This window comes from Burkholderia sp. 10_S31, assembly GCF_056930375.1.
Window position 1 is genome coordinate 1,184,074 of sequence record NZ_JBXOWK010000001.1, and the last position, 16,909, is coordinate 1,200,982.

General features: G+C 64.8%; 12 protein-coding genes and 2 pseudogenes. 4 read left to right on the plus strand and 10 right to left on the minus strand.

Annotation, left to right across the window (positions count from 1 at the left end; all coding sequences use genetic code 11):
- Nucleotides 1-107: 107 nt before the first annotated feature.
- Nucleotides 108-1,208 (minus strand): alkene reductase, encoded by a 1,101-nt coding sequence (locus tag AC1Z3W_RS05410; RefSeq protein ID WP_057923980.1) that lies wholly within the window; start codon nt 1,206-1,208, stop codon nt 108-110.
- A gap of 133 nt (nt 1,209-1,341) precedes the next feature.
- Entirely contained in the window at nt 1,342-2,559 is a 1,218-nt protein-coding gene (locus AC1Z3W_RS05415) for an MFS transporter (protein WP_483507166.1), read from the minus strand.
- A gap of 501 nt (nt 2,560-3,060) precedes the next feature.
- Here AC1Z3W_RS05415 and AC1Z3W_RS05420 point away from each other — a divergent pair.
- Nucleotides 3,061-3,474 (plus strand): PRC-barrel domain-containing protein, encoded by a 414-nt coding sequence (locus AC1Z3W_RS05420; RefSeq protein WP_141661751.1) that lies wholly within the window; start codon nt 3,061-3,063, stop codon nt 3,472-3,474.
- Between the two features lie 154 nt (nt 3,475-3,628).
- Here AC1Z3W_RS05420 and AC1Z3W_RS05425 read toward each other — a convergent pair whose 3' ends face one another.
- From AC1Z3W_RS05425 to AC1Z3W_RS05435, 3 genes are all read right to left on the minus strand, one after another.
- Entirely contained in the window at nt 3,629-4,621 is a 993-nt protein-coding gene (locus tag AC1Z3W_RS05425) for a LysR family transcriptional regulator (protein WP_483507167.1), read from the minus strand.
- A 189-nt stretch (nt 4,622-4,810) separates the two neighbouring features.
- Nucleotides 4,811-6,226 (minus strand): efflux transporter outer membrane subunit, encoded by a 1,416-nt coding sequence (locus tag AC1Z3W_RS05430; protein ID WP_175824418.1) that lies wholly within the window; start codon nt 6,224-6,226, stop codon nt 4,811-4,813.
- Nucleotides 6,223-7,242, minus strand: a complete 1,020-nt coding sequence (locus tag AC1Z3W_RS05435) for an HlyD family secretion protein (RefSeq protein WP_483507168.1) — start codon at nt 7,240-7,242, stop codon at nt 6,223-6,225. Before AC1Z3W_RS05435 ends, AC1Z3W_RS05430 begins: the two co-directional genes overlap by 4 nt.
- Nucleotides 7,243-7,325: 83 nt before the next feature.
- On the opposite strand from AC1Z3W_RS05435, the gene AC1Z3W_RS05440 reads away from it, so the two are divergent.
- Entirely contained in the window at nt 7,326-8,888 is a 1,563-nt protein-coding gene (locus tag AC1Z3W_RS05440) for an MFS transporter (protein ID WP_483507169.1), read from the plus strand.
- 204 nt (nt 8,889-9,092) lie between these two features.
- Here AC1Z3W_RS05440 and AC1Z3W_RS05445 read toward each other — a convergent pair.
- A pseudogene (locus AC1Z3W_RS05445) lies at nt 9,093-9,266 on the minus strand (alpha/beta fold hydrolase); the annotation flags it as partial.
- A 368-nt stretch (nt 9,267-9,634) separates the two neighbouring features.
- Between AC1Z3W_RS05445 and AC1Z3W_RS05450 the strand changes: the two are divergent.
- Nucleotides 9,635-11,185 (plus strand): phospholipase D-like domain-containing protein, encoded by a 1,551-nt coding sequence (locus tag AC1Z3W_RS05450; RefSeq protein WP_483507170.1) that lies wholly within the window; start codon nt 9,635-9,637, stop codon nt 11,183-11,185.
- A gap of 247 nt (nt 11,186-11,432) precedes the next feature.
- On the opposite strand, the gene AC1Z3W_RS05455 is transcribed toward AC1Z3W_RS05450, so the two are convergent.
- Entirely contained in the window at nt 11,433-11,618 is a 186-nt protein-coding gene (locus AC1Z3W_RS05455) for a hypothetical protein (RefSeq protein WP_175824386.1), read from the minus strand.
- A gap of 13 nt (nt 11,619-11,631) precedes the next feature.
- Nucleotides 11,632-11,757, minus strand: a complete 126-nt coding sequence (locus AC1Z3W_RS05460) for a hypothetical protein (protein ID WP_282434817.1) — start codon at nt 11,755-11,757, stop codon at nt 11,632-11,634.
- On the opposite strand from AC1Z3W_RS05460, the pseudogene AC1Z3W_RS05465 reads away from it, so the two are divergent.
- A pseudogene (locus AC1Z3W_RS05465) lies at nt 11,738-12,076 on the plus strand (CerR family C-terminal domain-containing protein); the annotation flags it as partial. The gene AC1Z3W_RS05460 and the pseudogene AC1Z3W_RS05465 overlap by 20 nt on opposite strands.
- Before the next feature lie 7 nt (nt 12,077-12,083).
- Here the strand turns inward: AC1Z3W_RS05465 and AC1Z3W_RS05470 are convergent.
- Together AC1Z3W_RS05470 and AC1Z3W_RS05475 are read right to left on the minus strand one after the other, a co-directional pair.
- A complete protein-coding gene (locus tag AC1Z3W_RS05470; protein WP_483507171.1) occupies nt 12,084-14,582 on the minus strand; it encodes a mechanosensitive ion channel domain-containing protein in 2,499 nt (832 codons plus the stop codon).
- 356 nt (nt 14,583-14,938) lie between these two features.
- On the minus strand, nt 14,939-15,898 hold the full coding sequence (locus AC1Z3W_RS05475; protein WP_483507172.1) for an LLM class oxidoreductase: 960 nt from the start codon (nt 15,896-15,898) through the stop codon (nt 14,939-14,941).
- Nucleotides 15,899-16,909: the final 1,011 nt, after the last annotated feature.

Consider the following 16,909-nt stretch of genomic DNA (forward strand, 5'->3'; position numbering starts at 1 on the left):
GCCAGGATTTGGCATGTCGCGTTTCATCTTGCCGGCCGGCAATGAATGATGCGCGGTAGGGCCCAGGACCGGTCGGGCGCCTAACCGCTAACCTAAATAGTCGATACTCAGGCGACTTCGTGACGACCGTAATCGACGTAGCCGCTGCGGTCGCCGCCATACCAGCCGATGGTTTGCGGCGTCGCCAACGGAGCATTGGCTGCGATACGCTCGACGAGATCGGGGTTGGCAATATACGCGCGTGCGAATGCGACGAGATCCGCATCGCCGGCCGCGATCAGTTGGTCTGCGGCATCGGGAGAAATGCCGCCGTTGACGATCAGCGTGCCGCGGAATGCTTCGCGTGCTTGCCTGATGATCCGGGGCAGATCTGGCTCGCCGCTCCAGCCGTTGGTGTCGGCTGCGTGCAGATAGGCGACGCCGGCTTCGTCCAGCATGCGGCCGACGTAGCCGTAGGTCGTGTCGGGGTTGGCATCCCGGACGTTGTTGTATTTCGCGTAGGGCGAGATGCGCACGCCGACTCGACTCAAGGGCATCACGGTACCGACAGCGGCGACGACTTCCTCAAGGAAGCGCGCACGGTTGGCGACGGAGCCGCCATAGCGATCGTCGCGACGATTCAGCGTCGAAGAAAGAAACTGATGTGGCAGGTAGCCGTTGGCCGCATGAATTTCGACACCGTCGAACCCGGCCGCGACCGCATGGGCGGCCGCGCGACGGAATTCGTCGACGGCTTCGACGACTTCGGCGGTCGTCATTGCGCGAGACGGCGTTGCATGGATCTTGGTGTAGTACCCGTTCTGCAGCTGGGCCCAGACCTGAAGTTGCTCCAGGTCGTCGTTCACACCCGACGGCGACAGCGGCGCCTGGCCTCCAAGCAGCGTCATCGAGCTGACCCGCCCGCCGTGCCAGAGTTGCGCGAAGATGCGGCCGCCATTTGCGTGGACGGCGTCCGTGACTTTCCGCCAGCCTGCGGCCTGCGCGTCGGTGATGAGACCCGGCGTGAGTTCGAATGAGGCGGAGGCCGGGCTGACGTTGGTCGCTTCTGTCACGATCAATCCGGCTGACGCTCGTTGCGCGTAGTACTCGGCCATGAGATCGGTGGGCAGGCCATGTTGAGGCGCGCGGGAGCGGGTCATTGGCCCCATTACGATGCGGTTTGAGAGCGAGAGGCCACGAAGATCGTAGTCGTTGAGCAAGGCGGACATGATGGCGATCCTTTCAGGTTAGGTAGACGCATGCGGCGATCCCCTGGACGTCATGCGACGGGGGTCGTAAGTTCCGCGAGACGGTGCAAGGGCGGTGCCGGCATGCTTCGCACGAAGTGATGCCGGCTCGGGGTCAGGCCTGCGCGTGACGCTCCGCGTGCGGCCGTCCGATTGCGAGGTAGTGGACGAGCGCGACGATCGGGAATACCGCTGCGACCGCGGCGACGAGCGGCCAGTGGCCACGTTCGTACAATGGGCTCGCGAGCGCCGAGCCGATCGCACCGCCAACGAAGATGCTCGTCATGTAGAGCGCATTGAGCCGGTTGCGGCTCGCTGCGTGAAGCGCGTAGATTTCGCGCTGACCGAGCACCATGCTCATCTGCACTGCGAAATCGAGCACGATGCCGGTGATGACGAGACCGTACAGACCCGCGCCATGAATCAACCCCGTCGCATACGAGAGCGAGCCGGCGACAAGTGCGATCAGCGTCGCACGGACGGTATGGCCCGCGTCTGCGAGACGGCCGGCCACGGGGGCCGACGTCGCGCCGATCGCGCCGACGAGCGCGAACAGCCCGATAGCGGATTGCGAGAGTCCGAAGTGGCGCGTCAACTCGACGGGGACGGCGGTCCAGAACAGGCTGAACGACGCGAACATCAGGCCTTGATAGAGCGCGCGATGACGCAGCACCGGCATCGTGCGAACCAGATGCAGCAGCGAACCGATCAGTTCGAAATAGGTTGCTCGGTGCTCCGGCTGGCGGGACGGGATCGTCAGTGCGAGTACGGCCGTCACGAGCGCCATCAGCACGGCGGCGCCGGCAAATACGAATCGCCAGCCGAATGCGTCGGCAACTACGCTGGAGATCGGACGTGCCAGCAGGATACCCAGCAGCAATCCGCTCATGATCGTGCCGACCACGCGGCCACGAGAACGATCCGGTGCCAGATGGGCGGCGAGCGGGATCAGGATCTGGACGGCGACCGAACTGAAGCCGATCAGCAGCGAAATCGCCAGGAACAGGCCCGGCGTCTGCACGAACGCTGCCGCCGCAAGGCTCGCAATCGAGACGATTGCCGTCGCGATCATCAGTTTGCGGTTCTCGAGCAAGTCGCCGAGCGGCACGATGAAGAACAGGCCGAATGCGTAGCCGATTTGCGTGAGCGAGACGATGAGACTCGCCGTTTCGCTGGACATGTGCAGGCGCGGGGCGATCAGTTCCGTGATCGGTTGCGCGTAATACAGGTTAGCGACGATCGCGCCGCAACTGAATGCGAAGAGCAGGATCAGCCCTTGCGTGAGTTTCGCGGTGTGCCCGCTAGCCGGGAGCGTCGTTGAATCTGCTGACATGGTCGACTCCTTAAGTGATAGATGCCGAAGCGCCCGGACCTCGGTCGCATCGGCCGTTTCGATTGCTTTGCGGAGGACGTTGCTTCACATGCCCACCGCGTTGCCGACAATCTTATTGATCGGTCGATGGCATCGGAATACCAGCACCGCGCAATCGAGCATTGCGCGTCATGCAAAAGGGGGGAGCACTACAACGTCGTATGTGGTGCAACGTGAAGGAAACGCGGACGTTTGACTCGACGATTCGATGCCGCGAACGCGGTGCCTGATGCATTCCAGTCTGTCTGGTGGCGGCTGAAATTTCCTACGCGAGGTCTTAATTCCTGTTATTTGCGAACTCGCGTTGCCCGAGAAGCCGGCGACAACGCGGTTCAGAACGATTCAGCGATGATTCAGCATGAGGGTTGATGTGATCGACTACGCTTTCGTCTGGCAAAGAACCAAATTTGATTCATCCACCGGGAGTTGATCATGAAGAGAAGAACACCTATTTTGACGGCGATGCTGACCGTCCTGGCGCTGGGCGGGGTCCCGCTGCACGCGGCTGCACAGATTGCAGGCGCGCAACCGATAGGCGTAAGCGTCTCGGAAGCCGAACTGATCGTTCGCGGGTGGAGCGTGAAGAAGTCGTTTCTCGGTAAGCCTGTCGTCAACGACCACGGCCAGACGATCGGTGTCGTGCATGACATCATCATCGCGCCGGATGAGTCGGCGTCGTTCGTGATCGTCGCGGCACATCAATTCGCCGGGATTTCGCAGCACGACGTCGCCGTGCCGGTCAATCAGCTTGATTTTGTCGACGGGAAACTGACGCTCGCGGGCGGCACGCGCGAGGCAATCAAGGCCATGCCGGCATTCCAGTATGCGCACGTGCGGACCGTGCCTGTCGCGCGGTCGGCCTACTCGCACCACTAAGTGGCACATAAACGGTGCGGTCGGGTCGCAATTGAGCGACGGCTGGCCGTACCGCTTCGGCAGTTCAAACAGCGCTTGCCCCGCAGTGTGGGAATTTGTGAGTCATCGGGATTGGCTTCAAGAAACGCGGGCAGGATCGTGTGTCAGATCGTGCTCAGGTGGCCATCTCGGAATCGGCGATAGCGGTGTGGCGACGGTCGATGTGCGACCGTGTGGCCACGTCGGCAGTGCTTGCCGGCGCTGGACGAGTTTTGGGTGTGCTGTGAAACGCGTCGACCAAACGATCGGTGAGCTTGCGGATGCGCACCGGCAAATTCCGGCGGCTGTGATAGAGGAGAGACGCGTCGAGGTCGGCCACTTGCCAATTCGGCAGCACGCGTACCAATTCACCGGTGCGTTCATGCGGCTGGGCCAGACGCTCAGGTAGTACTGCGATTCCGGCGCCATGCCGTGTGGCTTGCATCAACGTGCCGATACAGCTCGAACGTATCGCGCTCTGCACTCGGATCTCGGTGGTTATGCCCGTATTCCGATCTTGCAGCGACCATACCGATCCACCGGAGCTCAGGCGGCGGTAACGCGTGTCGATTCGCTCGAGCATCTGCGGGTCTTCGGGCGAACCGCAAGCGTCGAGATACCGTTGACTCGCGTAGAGCCCCATCGGAATCTGGCCGAGCGGACGCTTGATGCAGGTCAGGCTCGACGTCGGCCCGGTCACGATCGAAAGATCGGCCGCGCCGTTGATGATGGCGTCCGCATGATCGGCCCAGGCGACACGAATCCATACGTGCGGATAGTCGCGGCTGAAGTCCGCGAGTACCGGGGTTAGCCGATCGGATTCGAACAGATTTGATACCTCGATCGAGATTTCGCCCTGGATCTCGCTCGCGTTTGAATGGCAGCAAACGGAGAAACTATTGTATTGATGCAGGAGCGCATCCGCCTGTTCGAATACATCATGGCCGGCACCCGTCAGGGTGACGCGTCGTGTCGTACGGTGGAACAGGAGGACGCCGAACGACGTCTCCAGATTCCTGATGACGCGGCTGACGGTCGCGACGCCCAGTCGATGCACTTCGGCTGCTTTCGTGAAACTGCCATGCTCGGCTACCGTCTTGAGTATTTCGAGTGTTTTCAGACGATCCATGATTGACCTCGAATCTGCTGACTGGATTTCGAATCCAATTTACTCGAGGAAAATCGATACATGCAATTAAATTGTCTTTGGTCAAACTGAAAATATGTAAACCCCGCTTGAACCTGCCGCATGGGCTGAATATCGTATTTATTCAGGAGCGTCGGTCGCAGGGCGGACGATGTGAATATTCCAGAATGGTTATTTGCTCCCTCTGCCTGCATCGAGCGACGAGGCCGCTGCAGTCCAGCCGCCGCCCAAGGCCCGGACAAGGCTGACGGTCGCGATCGCATACGCCTGGCGGCTGTGAATCAGCTGACGCCGCGTATTGAGTGCATCGCGGTCGGCGTCGATCACCTCGAGATAACTCACGTAGCCGTGTGCATATCGGCTCAACGATAGCCGTGCCGCGGCATCGGTGGCACGGGTCGCGCTGTCGAAGCGCGCGATCCGCTCCTTCTGCGCAACGATGTCATTGAGCGCGTCCTGCACTTCGCGCAATGCGCCGAGGGCGACCTCGCGATAGTTCGCATCCGCGGCAACTACACCGGCTTGAGCCGCAGCGACCGCGGATTCGCGTTTGCCGCCGTCGAAAACGGTTTCGGCGACGCTGAGCCCGAGACTCCACAGCGAACTGTTGCGATCGAGGAACGAGCGCAGATCGCGGCTGGCGAATCCGCCTTGCGCAGTGAGCGTCAATGTCGGCAGCCATGCCGTACGCGCTATGCCAAGTTGCAGCGAAGCGATGTCGACCCGGCGTTCCGCGGCAAAGACGTCGGGGCGATGGTTGAGCAGTGTCGAGGGCAGGCCGGCTGGTATCTCCGGCACGCGAAGAGCGGCCGATGCGGGAGCGATGTTGATCGTCGTCGGAGACGAGCCGGTTAGCACGGCGATCGCGTCGACGAGATTCTCGCGCAGTCGCACGCTGTCCGCGTGATCGGCTCGAGCCGTATCGAGATCGGCGGCCGCGCGTAATGCGTCGAGATCGCTCGCGGCTCCGGCCCGGACACGCGAGGCAATCACGTCGAGCGCAGTGCGTCGCAGATCGATCGCGCGTGCCAGGGCGGCAAGGTCCTCGTCGACGTAATGCAGTGTCAGATAGTCGCTCGCGACTTCCGTCGCGACGCGCAGCCGGATCGCGTCGCGCTCTGCGAATGCCTGCAGCACGCTTTGTTTCCCGATCGCCGTGTCGCCGCGCAGGCGTCCCCACAGGTCGATTTCGTAACTGGCATTCACCGGCATCGACCAGTTATGCATCGTGCGCTTCGGCAATGCGTTATCGACGGTACCCGACACGCGGGCGCGGCTGAACGACGGATCGACACCGACCGCGGGCAGCAGCGCAGCCTCGCGCACGCCAAGTAGCGCCTGCGCCTCGTCGATGCGTGCGACGGCGGCGCGCATTTCGTGGTTGCGCGCGAGTGCAGCATCCACCAGCGCTTCGAGCGCGGGGTCACCGAATAGCGACGGCCATCCGGTGAGCGGGGAGGGACGAGCTGCAAGCGTGTTCGCATGACGAAAGACATCCTGTCCGACCGGTACCGGCGCGATCGGCTGGGGAGCGATGGTGCATGCGGTCAATCCGCAGAGCGCGATCAGGAGCGGGGCGCACTTCATGACGGCGTGCGTTGTAGCGTGACGACGACCGACAGCCCGGGCCGGATACGCGGCTCGGTGGCAGCCGTATTGTCCAACAGGATCTTGACCGGCACCCGCTGCGTGACTTTCGTGAAATTACCGGTCGCATTATCGGGCGGCAGCAGCGCGAACTGGGAACCGGTGGCAGGCGACAGGCTGTCGACGTGCCCTTGGTAGACCACATCCGGCAGAGCATCGAAATGCAGTTGCACCTTGTCGCCGACGCGAACGTGTTTGAGTTGGGTTTCGCGAATGTTCGCCACGACCCACGGATGCGGTTCGACGATGGTGAGCAGCGCCTGGCCCGGTGCGACATGTTCGCCGGTCTCGACGGTCTTTTTGCCGACTCGGCCGTCCGACGGCGCGACGACCATCGTGTAATCGAGCTGCAGCAGTGCATCGCGCAGTTCGGCGTTGTTTTGCTGCGACACGGCATCGGCTGCCTTGCATGCGGCCAGTGCGCTGCGTTGCTGTGCCTGCGCCGCGACGACGCGCGCGCGTGCAGACTTGCGCGCAGCGTCGGCCGCATCGAATTCCTGTTTCGACAATCCCCTCGGCGTCTCCCGCGTCAGCTCGCTGGCGCGTGCGTAGTCGAGTTCAGCACGCTCGGCGTCGGCATGTGCGGAAACCAGCGCTGCACCGGCCTGTTCGAATAGCGCCTGGGCCCGGCTCGTATCGGACTGGGCTTGCGCGACACGTGAGCGCTGCAGTGCAACGCGCACCTCGAAGTCCCGCGTGTCGAGCAGTACGAGCGGATCCCCCGCGCGCACGAACTGGTTGTCGTTCACCAGTACGCGCTCGACCGTGCCGGTCACGCGCGGAGAGATCACGTGCAGATGGCTGGTGACATACGCGTCATCCGTGCTGAGATCGCGCACGCGGAACTCGTAAATCAGTACGGTCACGAGCGTGATTGCGAACACGGCGATCAGCGCGATCGGCAACCAGCGCCTGGGCGCGGTCGGTGAGGGTTGATTCGGGGACGTCGGGGTCACGATCGTGGCACTCCATCGAACAGACGGGTTTTGGAACATCGCGTTATGCTTGCGCGACTTTCATGCGCGGGAGTCGGCCGATAATGAATACGATGCTCGTTACAGGTGGAGCGGCGCCAGCCGCGGACGTGCCGCCGTTCCGCGCCATCGCGGCGATTGTCGCGGTGTTGCTCGGCGCAATGATCGCGACGCTCACGTCGCGCATCACGTCGCTCGGATTGGCCGACGTGCGCGGGGCGCTCGGCGTCGGTTTCGACGACGGAACGTGGATCAACACCGTTTTTATCGCGTCGCAGATGTGCGTCGGTCCGCTCGCGATCGCGGCCGCTTTCGTGTTCGGAACGCGCCGTGTGCTGCTGGCAGGTGCTGTCGTGTTTCTTGCCGCCGAGAGCGTTCTGCCGCTTTGCCGGGGCTTTGGCTCGTTCATGATTTTCCAGTGCATTGCGGGACTCTCGTCCGGCGTGTTCGTTCCATTGACGGTCGGGTTCGTCGTGCGTACGCTGCCGCAGCGGCTCATTCCATTCGGTATCGCGGCGTACGCGATGAATCTCGAGATGTCGCTGAACCTGTCGGCAACGCTCGAAGGCTGGTACAGCGAACATTTGAGCTGGCGTTGGCTGTTCTGGCAGAACGCACTGTTGACGCTTCCGTTCATCATCTGCCTGCTGATGTCGTTGTCCGACGAACCGATCAAACGCTTCGCGTCCGGAACCGACTATCGCGGCATGCTGCTCGGCGCTGGCGGGTTCACGTGCCTGTGCGTTGCGCTCGATCAGGGTGAACGGTTGTTCTGGCTCCAATCGCCGCTGATCGTCGCGTTGTCGTGCGCGGGCATCCTGATGATCGCGTCCTTCCTGATCCACGAACTCGTGTCGAAGCAGGCGGGCCTCGATCTCGGCTACCTGTTTCGCCCGAATGTGGCGTTGTTGATCCTGCTCGTCGGCCTCGTGCGCTTCACCGTGCTCAACACAAGCTTCATCCCGTCGTTCTTTCTCGCAAACGTCTACGGGTTGCGGCCGTTGCAGATCGGCGACACACTGCGCTGGATTGCGATGCCGCAGTTGCTGTTCGCACCGTGCGTCGCGCTGTTGCTGCAGAGATTTGATCCGCGACGGCTGATCGTGATCGGATTCGTGATGATCGCGATTGCGTTCGCGTTGGGCTCGCGCTTGACGTCCGTCTGGGCCGAGTCCGATTTCATCCCGTCCCAGTTGATTCAGGCGCTCGGACAGACCATGGCACTGACGTCGGTCGTGTTCTTTTTCGGAAAGCACGTGACGGCCGAGTACGCGCTGACGTTCGGTGCGGTCGTGCAAACGACCCGACTGCTCAGCGGGCAACTCGGTACCACGTCGATCGCGGTAGTCCAGCGTGTCATGGAAGCAATTCATTCGAATCTCGTCGGTCTGCATGTTTCGATGTCCGACCCGGCCACGCTCGAGCGATTGCGGGCTGGCGCGGCGTCGCTGGTCGTGCATGGCGCGACGTTCGCGACCGGCGATGCCGGCACCTATGTGCTGCTCGACCGGGCAGTACGCGTGCAGGCGACGACGCTCGCGCTCGCGGACAATTTCGTGCTGGCCATGGCGTGCGCGATCGCGGGCGCGCTGATCGGGTTGGTGCTGCGCCCGCCGCGTCCGGCATGAGTGCCGACGCGGCAGCGTGGCGCGAATCGCACCGCCGATGTTAGTGGTTGGCGCTTGAAATGGAATCGGGGCGACCTGAATTTTCCTGAAATTTCCGGAAGCGGCGCCGGCGCGTGCGACAAGGGGTGACACCTACGTGCGCCGGATCGAGCGCCAGGCCGAATGGTCCGATGCTCGATCCGATTGCTTACGCCTTCAGAACGCGCCGCCCATCAGGCCCCGTGCCCGGAATGCGTCGATCGTGCCTTGCGACACCTGCGCGTTGGGCCGGTTGAAGCCGAAGAACGGTACGGCCAGATCCTTGTAGAACCGGGACCGGTTCTCTGCGACGTTCTTGCGAATGCCATCGAACACGTCCATCGGCGGGCCGCCGGGATTTTCTCCGTACTGTGCAGGATCGGGGAGTCAATGCACTGCCCGTTGTTGTCTCACGGCAAATTCTCTTAGGAACTCGAGAAAGGCCGCAGCGGCGGGCGATAGTGACTTGTCGCGCCGTGTGAAGAAGCGCGGCACGACCCTGTCCCGCGAACTGCGCGTCTCCGAGTGTGTAGACTGCGTTGAACGCGCTCACATTGGCGCAGTATGTCGCATCCCCGCCACCTGGGAATACGAAAAGCGTGCCGTCCCGCTATCAATCGAAGTATGCTCTAGCGCGACCTGCGCGCGAACTGCAAACCAGCGCCGCGCTCCGTCCGGCAGCCAGAACAAACACACACCGACTTGGCCCGACATTGGGGGCGGCCATCATGATCATGTTGCGTTCGTGGGGTGCGATTCTCTCGTTGCTGATGCTAGCCGCGTGCGCCAGCCTGCCGCCGCAGGTCGATCGCACGCCAACGCATGCATACACCGATACCGAAAACACACGCCTTGGGGCCGCATTTCGGCAACAGGCCGCCGCCCATCCAGGGGAGGACGCATTTCATCTATTGCGCGATCCTGTCGACGCACTCGATGCGCGCGTGTTGCTCGCCGATCGCGCGGACCGCTCGCTGGACCTGCAGTACTACATTTGGCACGACGACCTGACCGGACACGAACTCGCGGATGCGATCATCCGCGCGGCCGATCGCGGCGTACGCGTGCGCGTGCTGCTCGACGATCTCGGAACGAATGCGGACGACCGCAAACTGCTCGAGATCAGTTCGCATCCGAACATCGAGATCCGGCTCTTCAATCCGGTCGCCACGCGTCACTTCAAGAAGATCGGCACGGTGTTCGAGTTCTCGCGCGTCAACCGGCGCATGCACAACAAGGCGATGATCGCGGACAACCAGGCGGCGATCGTCGGCGGCCGCAATATCGGCGACGAGTATTTCGGCGCGTCGTCGATGCTCGAGTTCGGCGATCTCGACGTGGTCGTGCACGGCCCCGTCGTAAACGACATCTCGACCGAGTTCGACACGTTCTGGAATTCGCCGTACGCGTTTTCGGTCAATGCGCTGGTCGGGCACGACGCGGCGCCGGGCGGCCTCGATCGAGAGCGCGAACGGCTGCGCGATTACCTGCGCGCGATGGAGGACAACCCATACGTGCTCGAGGCGCGCTACCGGCTCGACCAGATCGTGCATGGTCAGGGCACCGAGCTGTCGTGGGGGCACGCGACGGTCCTGTACGACGATCCGGCGAAGATCGCGCGGGCCCCCAAGGACAGCGAAGGACACCTGATGCCGCAACTGCGCGCGCTCGCGCTGCGGCCCGAGCACGAACTGCTGATCGTGTCGCCGTATTTCGTGCCGGGCAAGGACATGGTCGAGCGGCTGCACGCGCTCACGGCGCGCGGCGTGAGCGTGACGATCCTGACCAACTCGCTCGCGTCGACCGACGTGGCGGCCGTGCATGCCGGCTACCGGCGCTATCGGCGCGACCTGGTGGAAGCCGGTGTGCGGCTTTACGAGCGGCGGCCGTCCGGCGACAAGAGCATCTCGAAGCAGGTCATCATCGGTTCTTCGCGTGCGTCGCTGCATGCGAAGACGTATGTGTTCGATCGCAAGAGCATCTTCATCGGATCAATGAATCTCGATCCGCGCTCGCTGAATCTCAACACCGAGATCGGCGTTTATTGCGAGAGTCCGGCCATTGCGTCCGAAGTCGCGACGGACCTGGAGCCGCGGCTCGATCGAATCGCGTGGCGAGTCGAATCGAGGACCGATGCGGCCGGGAAGGGGCGGCTCAAGTGGATTCAGACCGACGCGGACGGGAAGGTGACCGAGCTCGATCATGAGCCGGAAGTGTCGCCGGCGCGGCGCATGGAAGTGTGGTTTCTCGGGCTGTTTCCGATCGAATCGCAGCTGTGATCCGGCTTGCCCGCGGCCGTCGCGGGTGAAGCGCTTGAGCGTCGTGCGGAAGACAGACGGGATCTGTCGCCGCGGTGCCGGATGCGGGCACGAGCAGGCGGTTTGGCGCGACCACGATGTCGACGAAGCTGGCCTTGCGCAGGCGCGCGACGACCGAGGCGATCTGCTGGTCATTCGTCGCGCAATGCGCCGGGCGTGATGACGTTCGACGCCATTCACGAACTTTTCCGCGCGAGCACGCGAAGCGTCAACCCGCGTTCGTCTGCCATCCGAGCCCGAGGCTCTTCTGCAGCGACACGTAGTCCTTGAATGTAGGCGCATCGGGCGCGGCGGGGGCACCTCGGTAGTCGGGGCCGACGGTACAGCCGGCGAGCAGGCACGCGGCTGCGCACAGCGTGAGCGCAGGGCGGCGGGGCAGGGAGAAGGGCTTCATCGCGTAAGACGGTTCAATGACCGGACGACATCGGTTGCGGGCCGTGCGGCGTCGTCGGCAGCAGCGCGAGCGGCACGCATGCGAGCAGCGCGAGGCCCAGCATGTAGAAGGTTTCGGAACCGGCCGACGATCCGGTCACGCGGCTGCGTGCGATGAGCCTGTTCGGGCAGTTGACGGTATTCCATCTCGTGCCGCGCTCCGCGCTGCAACTGCTCGGCTGGGACAGTTTCGACGGTGAAGGCGGCGCGCTGCTGATGGCGACCATTGCCGATCAGACGCGCGTGCTGCTCGAACACTGGCATGCACGGCGCGGCGCATTCGCCGATGATCCGCAAGCCGTCGGAAAGCGGCCCGCGGGCGCGGGCACGAGCGCGCCGGCGAAACGCGCGGGGAAAAGCGCCGCGACGACGCGCACGGCGAACGCTACACAGCGCGTGAAGAAGCCTGTGTCGCGCTGAGCGCGTATCAGTCCGTCGCCGGCCGGCGTTCCAGATTGCCCGGCGTTGGCGGCCGGGCGGCCGTATCGACGGCATCGACGGCATCGGCGGCATCGTCGCTGGCGCTGGCGTCGCTGTCACCGCCTTGCCCGCGTTGCGAACCTTTGTCATACGCGACGACGCTGCGCTGCGGATTCGCGATCCGGATTCCGCGTTCGCGGAACATCACCGCGATCCGCCGGTTGAATTCGCGCTGCACGCCCCAGCGCGCCGAATCCTTGCACTGGATCTGTCCTGCCAGCGCGATCGTCGCGCCGTCTACTTGATCGATGCCCCAGTAGCTGAAATCCGACAGGATGCCGTCCTTGTAATTCGGGTCGTCGCGCAACGCGGCGCCGATCTCCTTGAGCGTCGCGATCGCGAGATCGATGTCCTGGCCGTAAGCGATGCTCACCTTGACGGCCGCGTTGCCGAGTCCGCGATTCGTATTGTTGACGGTCGTCACCGAGCTGAACGGGATCGTGTACAGCGACCCGTCGCCCGCGCGCAGCCGCACGGTGCGGATCGACAGGTATTCGACCGTGCCCGACACGCCGGCGAGCGTGACCCAGTCGCCCACCTGCATCGCGTTCTCCATCAACAGGAAGATCCCGGTGATGAAATCCTGCACGAGCTTCTGCGAGCCGAAGCCGAGCGCGACGCCGAAGATGCTGGCGCCGGCGAGCAGCGGACCGATGTTCACACCGATTTCGCTGAGGCCCGTCAGCACGACGACGAGCGCGATCATGATGAACAGCAGCGAGCGCAGCATCGGCAGCAGCGTGCGCAACCGCGCCGCGCGCACGAGGTTGCCTTCGCGCGTCCATTGCTGCAGGCGGCGCTCGATCGCGATGTTCGCCGCCTCCCATACGATCAGCGCGACGACGGCCGCGATCGCGATCGTGATCAGCGCCGACGCGAGCCGATGACCGATCGTGCCGCTCTCGAATGCGTGGAAGATCGGCACGCCCCAGATCTGCAGCAGCAGCAAGACGGTCACGACGGCGATCACAGCCGACACGACCTGGCGCACCAGCGGGTAGTAGCGGTACGCGTGCAGGTGGACGAGCGTGGGATCGTCGTCGCGGCGCTGGAACAGCCGCGCGAGCGCGCCGAACACGACGATCGACACGATCCGCATGCCGATCATCACGGCGATCGAGCGGCCGCCGAGCGTGATCAGCACGCGATAGCCGTTGTGGACGTCGAGCGCCCACACGAACCACAGCGCCATCACGACGAACACCGACGCGGGCGCCCACGCGTCGGCGAGCGCATTGCCGATCATCACGAAGGCCGGCCGCTCTTCGCCGGCTGCGCGGATGCGCGCGGCGACCGGCTGGCGGCACCGCAGGATCAGCGCCGAGATCATCAGGTGGCCGACGAGCGCGACGGCCTTCAGCAGCGCGACATGACCGGCGTCGCTGAGGCCGAAGCTCGCGGCGATCTCGACCGCGGCCGTGCACACGCCGACGACGATCACGATCCGCGCGATCGAGCGCTGCGCGAACGCGGCCCATGCGTCGCTGATGTGCAGCAGCCGCAGCTGCCGCGCATCGGGCTGGAAGAACAGCCGGCTGACGATCGTCACGAGGCGGCAGATCACGTAGATGTCGATCAGCGACTCGAGTGCGGTTTCGGTCGGCGTGCCGGCGTCGTCGAGCACCGACATCGTCAGGCTCGCGACGCCGACGAACACCAGCAGCGGCACGACCCGCAGCGCGAGGCTGACCAGCGCGCGCGGCATCCGGCGCAGCAGCGTGGTGTGGCGCCGCGCATGGCCGCGGCCTTGCGACGACGTATCGGGCGTAGCGGTGCCGTCCGCCCTGGCGGCGGAGTCGGCCGGAGAGGATGCTCGCGCCGTGTCGTCGTCCGGCGGGGGCGGCTCGGACGTTGATGGCTCGGCTTCGGCCCGCCCCGACGATTCGGCGCGCCACGCACTCAGCGCAGCCAGCGCGCGCCGCAGCAGCCGCTTCGCGAACCATTCGACGACGAACGCGGGCACGAGCACGGCGACGATGATCCAGATCGCGTGCGCGAGGTCCGCACGTTCGTCGGCACGTACGAGCCGCTCGTGCCACCAGCTGCCGACCGAGCCGACATCGAGCAGCGAGCGCAGCGATTCGTTCAGCGCGCCGCCGACTTCGCCGGCCCAGCGCGATCCCTGCCGGACGAGCATCGACGCGAGGCCGTTCGTCGTCAGCGCGGCGGGGGCGGCGGCAGCCGAGGCCGCGCTGGCCGGCGCCGCGCCGCTTGCCGGGAGCGCGGGCGTGCTCAACACGCCGACGGCCGCGATCGCGCGCAACGTCGTTTCGACCTGTTCGCGTTCACGCGGGTTTTGCAGGACGGAGAGGGCCTGCTGTGCCTGTTGCGGTGTCAGCGCAGGCACGGCGCCGGAGGCGGCCGATGCGGCGGCCGGGGCGGGGGCGGCCGCGTGGGCGGCCGATACGAAGGCGGCGAGCAGCCAGCCGAGCAGGAAATGTCGCATGAGTAGGCATGCGGGCGCATATCGAAGCGTGGCCCGCCGGTCTGGACGATGGACGGAAGTTAACATGATTGCGATCGGAACCGAATAGTTCCGTCGATGAATATTCGATTCGGACATGCGACAAGCGGTGCGGGCGTTTGCGGCCTGTCAGGCGGTCTGTTTCACGTGGCGCCGGTGTTCGGTGCCGGCTGTCTGCCCACTGCTGTTCGGGCACGTCGTTCGGAGTGGCTCGTCGGACGATGACACGGCGGCCCGGCGACGGCTGGGCGGGAACGAATCGTGCTCGGCCGTGAATCGATCCGGTGCATGTCGCGGCCTGGGTTGCATGCACGGAATTCCGGATTCCTGATGATGAATCAACGCTGCTCGTCGTGAAAGATCGGCAGCACGTGTTCGGCGATTTCCTCGATGACTTCGCGCACGGGCCGGTCCGAGCCGGGATTCAGCGTGACATGGTGCGTGCCGGCCGCCCGCATGTCCCGCAGGATGCCGATCAGCGCGTTGCGTCCGGTCGCATAGCCGAGCGACAGCGCGGTGGCCGGCGCATCGCGATTCGCATCGAGATCGAGCCGCATCGACACGCCGAACCCGCGAAAGGCCGGTTGTGCGAGCCTGTCGACGGCCGCGCGCCACATCGAATAACGCGCACGCTGCGTGTCCGGATCGCGATGGTACGTCATCCAGCCGATCGCGTTCCGTGCGATCCAGTCGACGCTTTGTCCGCCGGAGCCGACCGCGAGCATCGGCACCGCGTCATCGCCGCGCGGCAGCAGCGTGAAGTCCGGCGCGTCAGGCGGCGTCTCGTCGGGCAGCACGCGGGACGGCACGCCGAGCGCGGCCGCGACGATCTCCCAATGCCGGCGATACCGGTCGCGCCGCGTTTGCGCATCGACACCGAACGCCGCATATTCGGGCGGCCGGTCGCCGGAGCCGAGGCCGAGGATGAAGCGCCCGCCGGACAGCGTCGCGACCGACAGCGCGCCTTTCGCGATATGCAGCGGGTGACGCAGCGGCAGCACGATCGCGCCGCTCGCGAGCGCGATCCGGCGCGTGCGCGACGCGAGCGCGCCGAGCAGCACCCACGGGTCGAGATGCCCGACCGGGTCCGGATAGTCGGCGCTGTTCAGCGGCACGTCGCGAATCCATAGCGCGCGAAAGCCAAGCGAATCGGCCAGCGCCGCGAGCTCGAGCTGCTCGTTGAAATCCGCGACGGTGCGGCCGCTGCGCAGCAGCGGCAACGTCAGGCCGATCGACAGTCGCTCGGCCGAGAAGACGCGATGCGCGACGTCGGCGTGGTCGGAGGCGGGCAGGGTCATGTCCATTCCTTGAAGACGGGGCGAAGCGGGCGGGCGCCGTACCGTGTCCGGATGCTAACGTGTCTGCGCGATGCTTGCGGCGCACGGCAAGCAATGGACGGCAAAATCGGCGGGCCGGCATGATCGGCGTCCTCCGCCATCGGGCAAGGCACGAGACGGCGATCGAGGTGCGCGGGCAGCACGCGCAGGCTCGACGAGTGCGTTCGAACTGCATGCTTGCACGGCCAGCGTCGGGCGATTGTAAGCGGATCGTCGGCGTCGAGCATGCGCCAACGTACCGCCGCCGCACGCGTCACATTCGTGCAACACCGGCGTCGCGGCCAGCCGCCGTCGATCGCGCGAGCCGTTTCCCGTCGTTTCACTTTCGAAACATTCACGCGGGTCCTTCGCCGCGCGATTCGGGTCAGGGCCGTTTCCCGGCCCGTGTGGCCTTGCCCTGCGAAGCATGGTGCGCTCCTTGCATGTCTGTATGCGCCGTGAGCGCGATCGCCGCCGCAGCAGGAATCAGGCAATCGCTTCAGTGGGTCGGACGCATCGAGGACGGGGACAAGAGAATGAGAACAGACCGAATCGCAACGTATCGTGTTGCAAATATGAATCGCCGACCTGCCTGTGAATTCGCTTCGCCGCTGATTGCGGTGACATGAGTGCGCGGCTTTCCGTTCCATCCGAACAAAGCGGGTTCGTTCTGAACGACGACGTGCAGGCGTGACGCACGAGGCCGGCCGGTGTCGGTCGGCCGTCGGGGATGAACTGCAGGTGCACGCAGATGGACAACCATGACTTCCGGATCGTCAGGCCGACGCGCGAAGCGCGCGCACGCCGCACGCGACGCATGCGTGTGCGTGCCGCACGCGGTGCAGCGCGGCGCTCGGACGAACCTTGGCCGGCCCGGACGGGCAGGCCGGCGGCGCGGCGATCCGCGCGATACCCGCAATTCGAAGGTGTAGTCCAGGGGAAAGGTCCGCCGGCCGCGCCGCGGCGGATCCGACGACATTGTGCTGTCAGTTG

What these genes read in the sequence shown, in the direction of transcription:
- AC1Z3W_RS05410 (WP_057923980.1), bottom strand. Translation starts at nt 1,208, where the DNA reads ATGTCCGCCTTGCTCAACGACTACGATCTTCGTGGCCTCTCGCTCTCA.
- AC1Z3W_RS05415 (WP_483507166.1), bottom strand. Translation starts at nt 2,559, where the DNA reads ATGTCAGCAGATTCAACGACGCTCCCGGCTAGCGGGCACACCGCGAAA.
- AC1Z3W_RS05420 (WP_141661751.1), top strand. Translation starts at nt 3,061, where the DNA reads ATGCTGACCGTCCTGGCGCTGGGCGGGGTCCCGCTGCACGCGGCTGCA.
- AC1Z3W_RS05425 (WP_483507167.1), bottom strand. Translation starts at nt 4,621, where the DNA reads ATGGATCGTCTGAAAACACTCGAAATACTCAAGACGGTAGCCGAGCAT.
- AC1Z3W_RS05430 (WP_175824418.1), bottom strand. Translation starts at nt 6,226, where the DNA reads ATGAAGTGCGCCCCGCTCCTGATCGCGCTCTGCGGATTGACCGCATGC.
- AC1Z3W_RS05440 (WP_483507169.1), top strand. Translation starts at nt 7,326, where the DNA reads ATGAATACGATGCTCGTTACAGGTGGAGCGGCGCCAGCCGCGGACGTG.
- AC1Z3W_RS05450 (WP_483507170.1), top strand. Translation starts at nt 9,635, where the DNA reads ATGATCATGTTGCGTTCGTGGGGTGCGATTCTCTCGTTGCTGATGCTA.
- AC1Z3W_RS05455 (WP_175824386.1), bottom strand. Translation starts at nt 11,618, where the DNA reads ATGAAGCCCTTCTCCCTGCCCCGCCGCCCTGCGCTCACGCTGTGCGCA.
- AC1Z3W_RS05470 (WP_483507171.1), bottom strand. Translation starts at nt 14,582, where the DNA reads ATGCGACATTTCCTGCTCGGCTGGCTGCTCGCCGCCTTCGTATCGGCC.
- AC1Z3W_RS05475 (WP_483507172.1), bottom strand. Translation starts at nt 15,898, where the DNA reads ATGACCCTGCCCGCCTCCGACCACGCCGACGTCGCGCATCGCGTCTTC.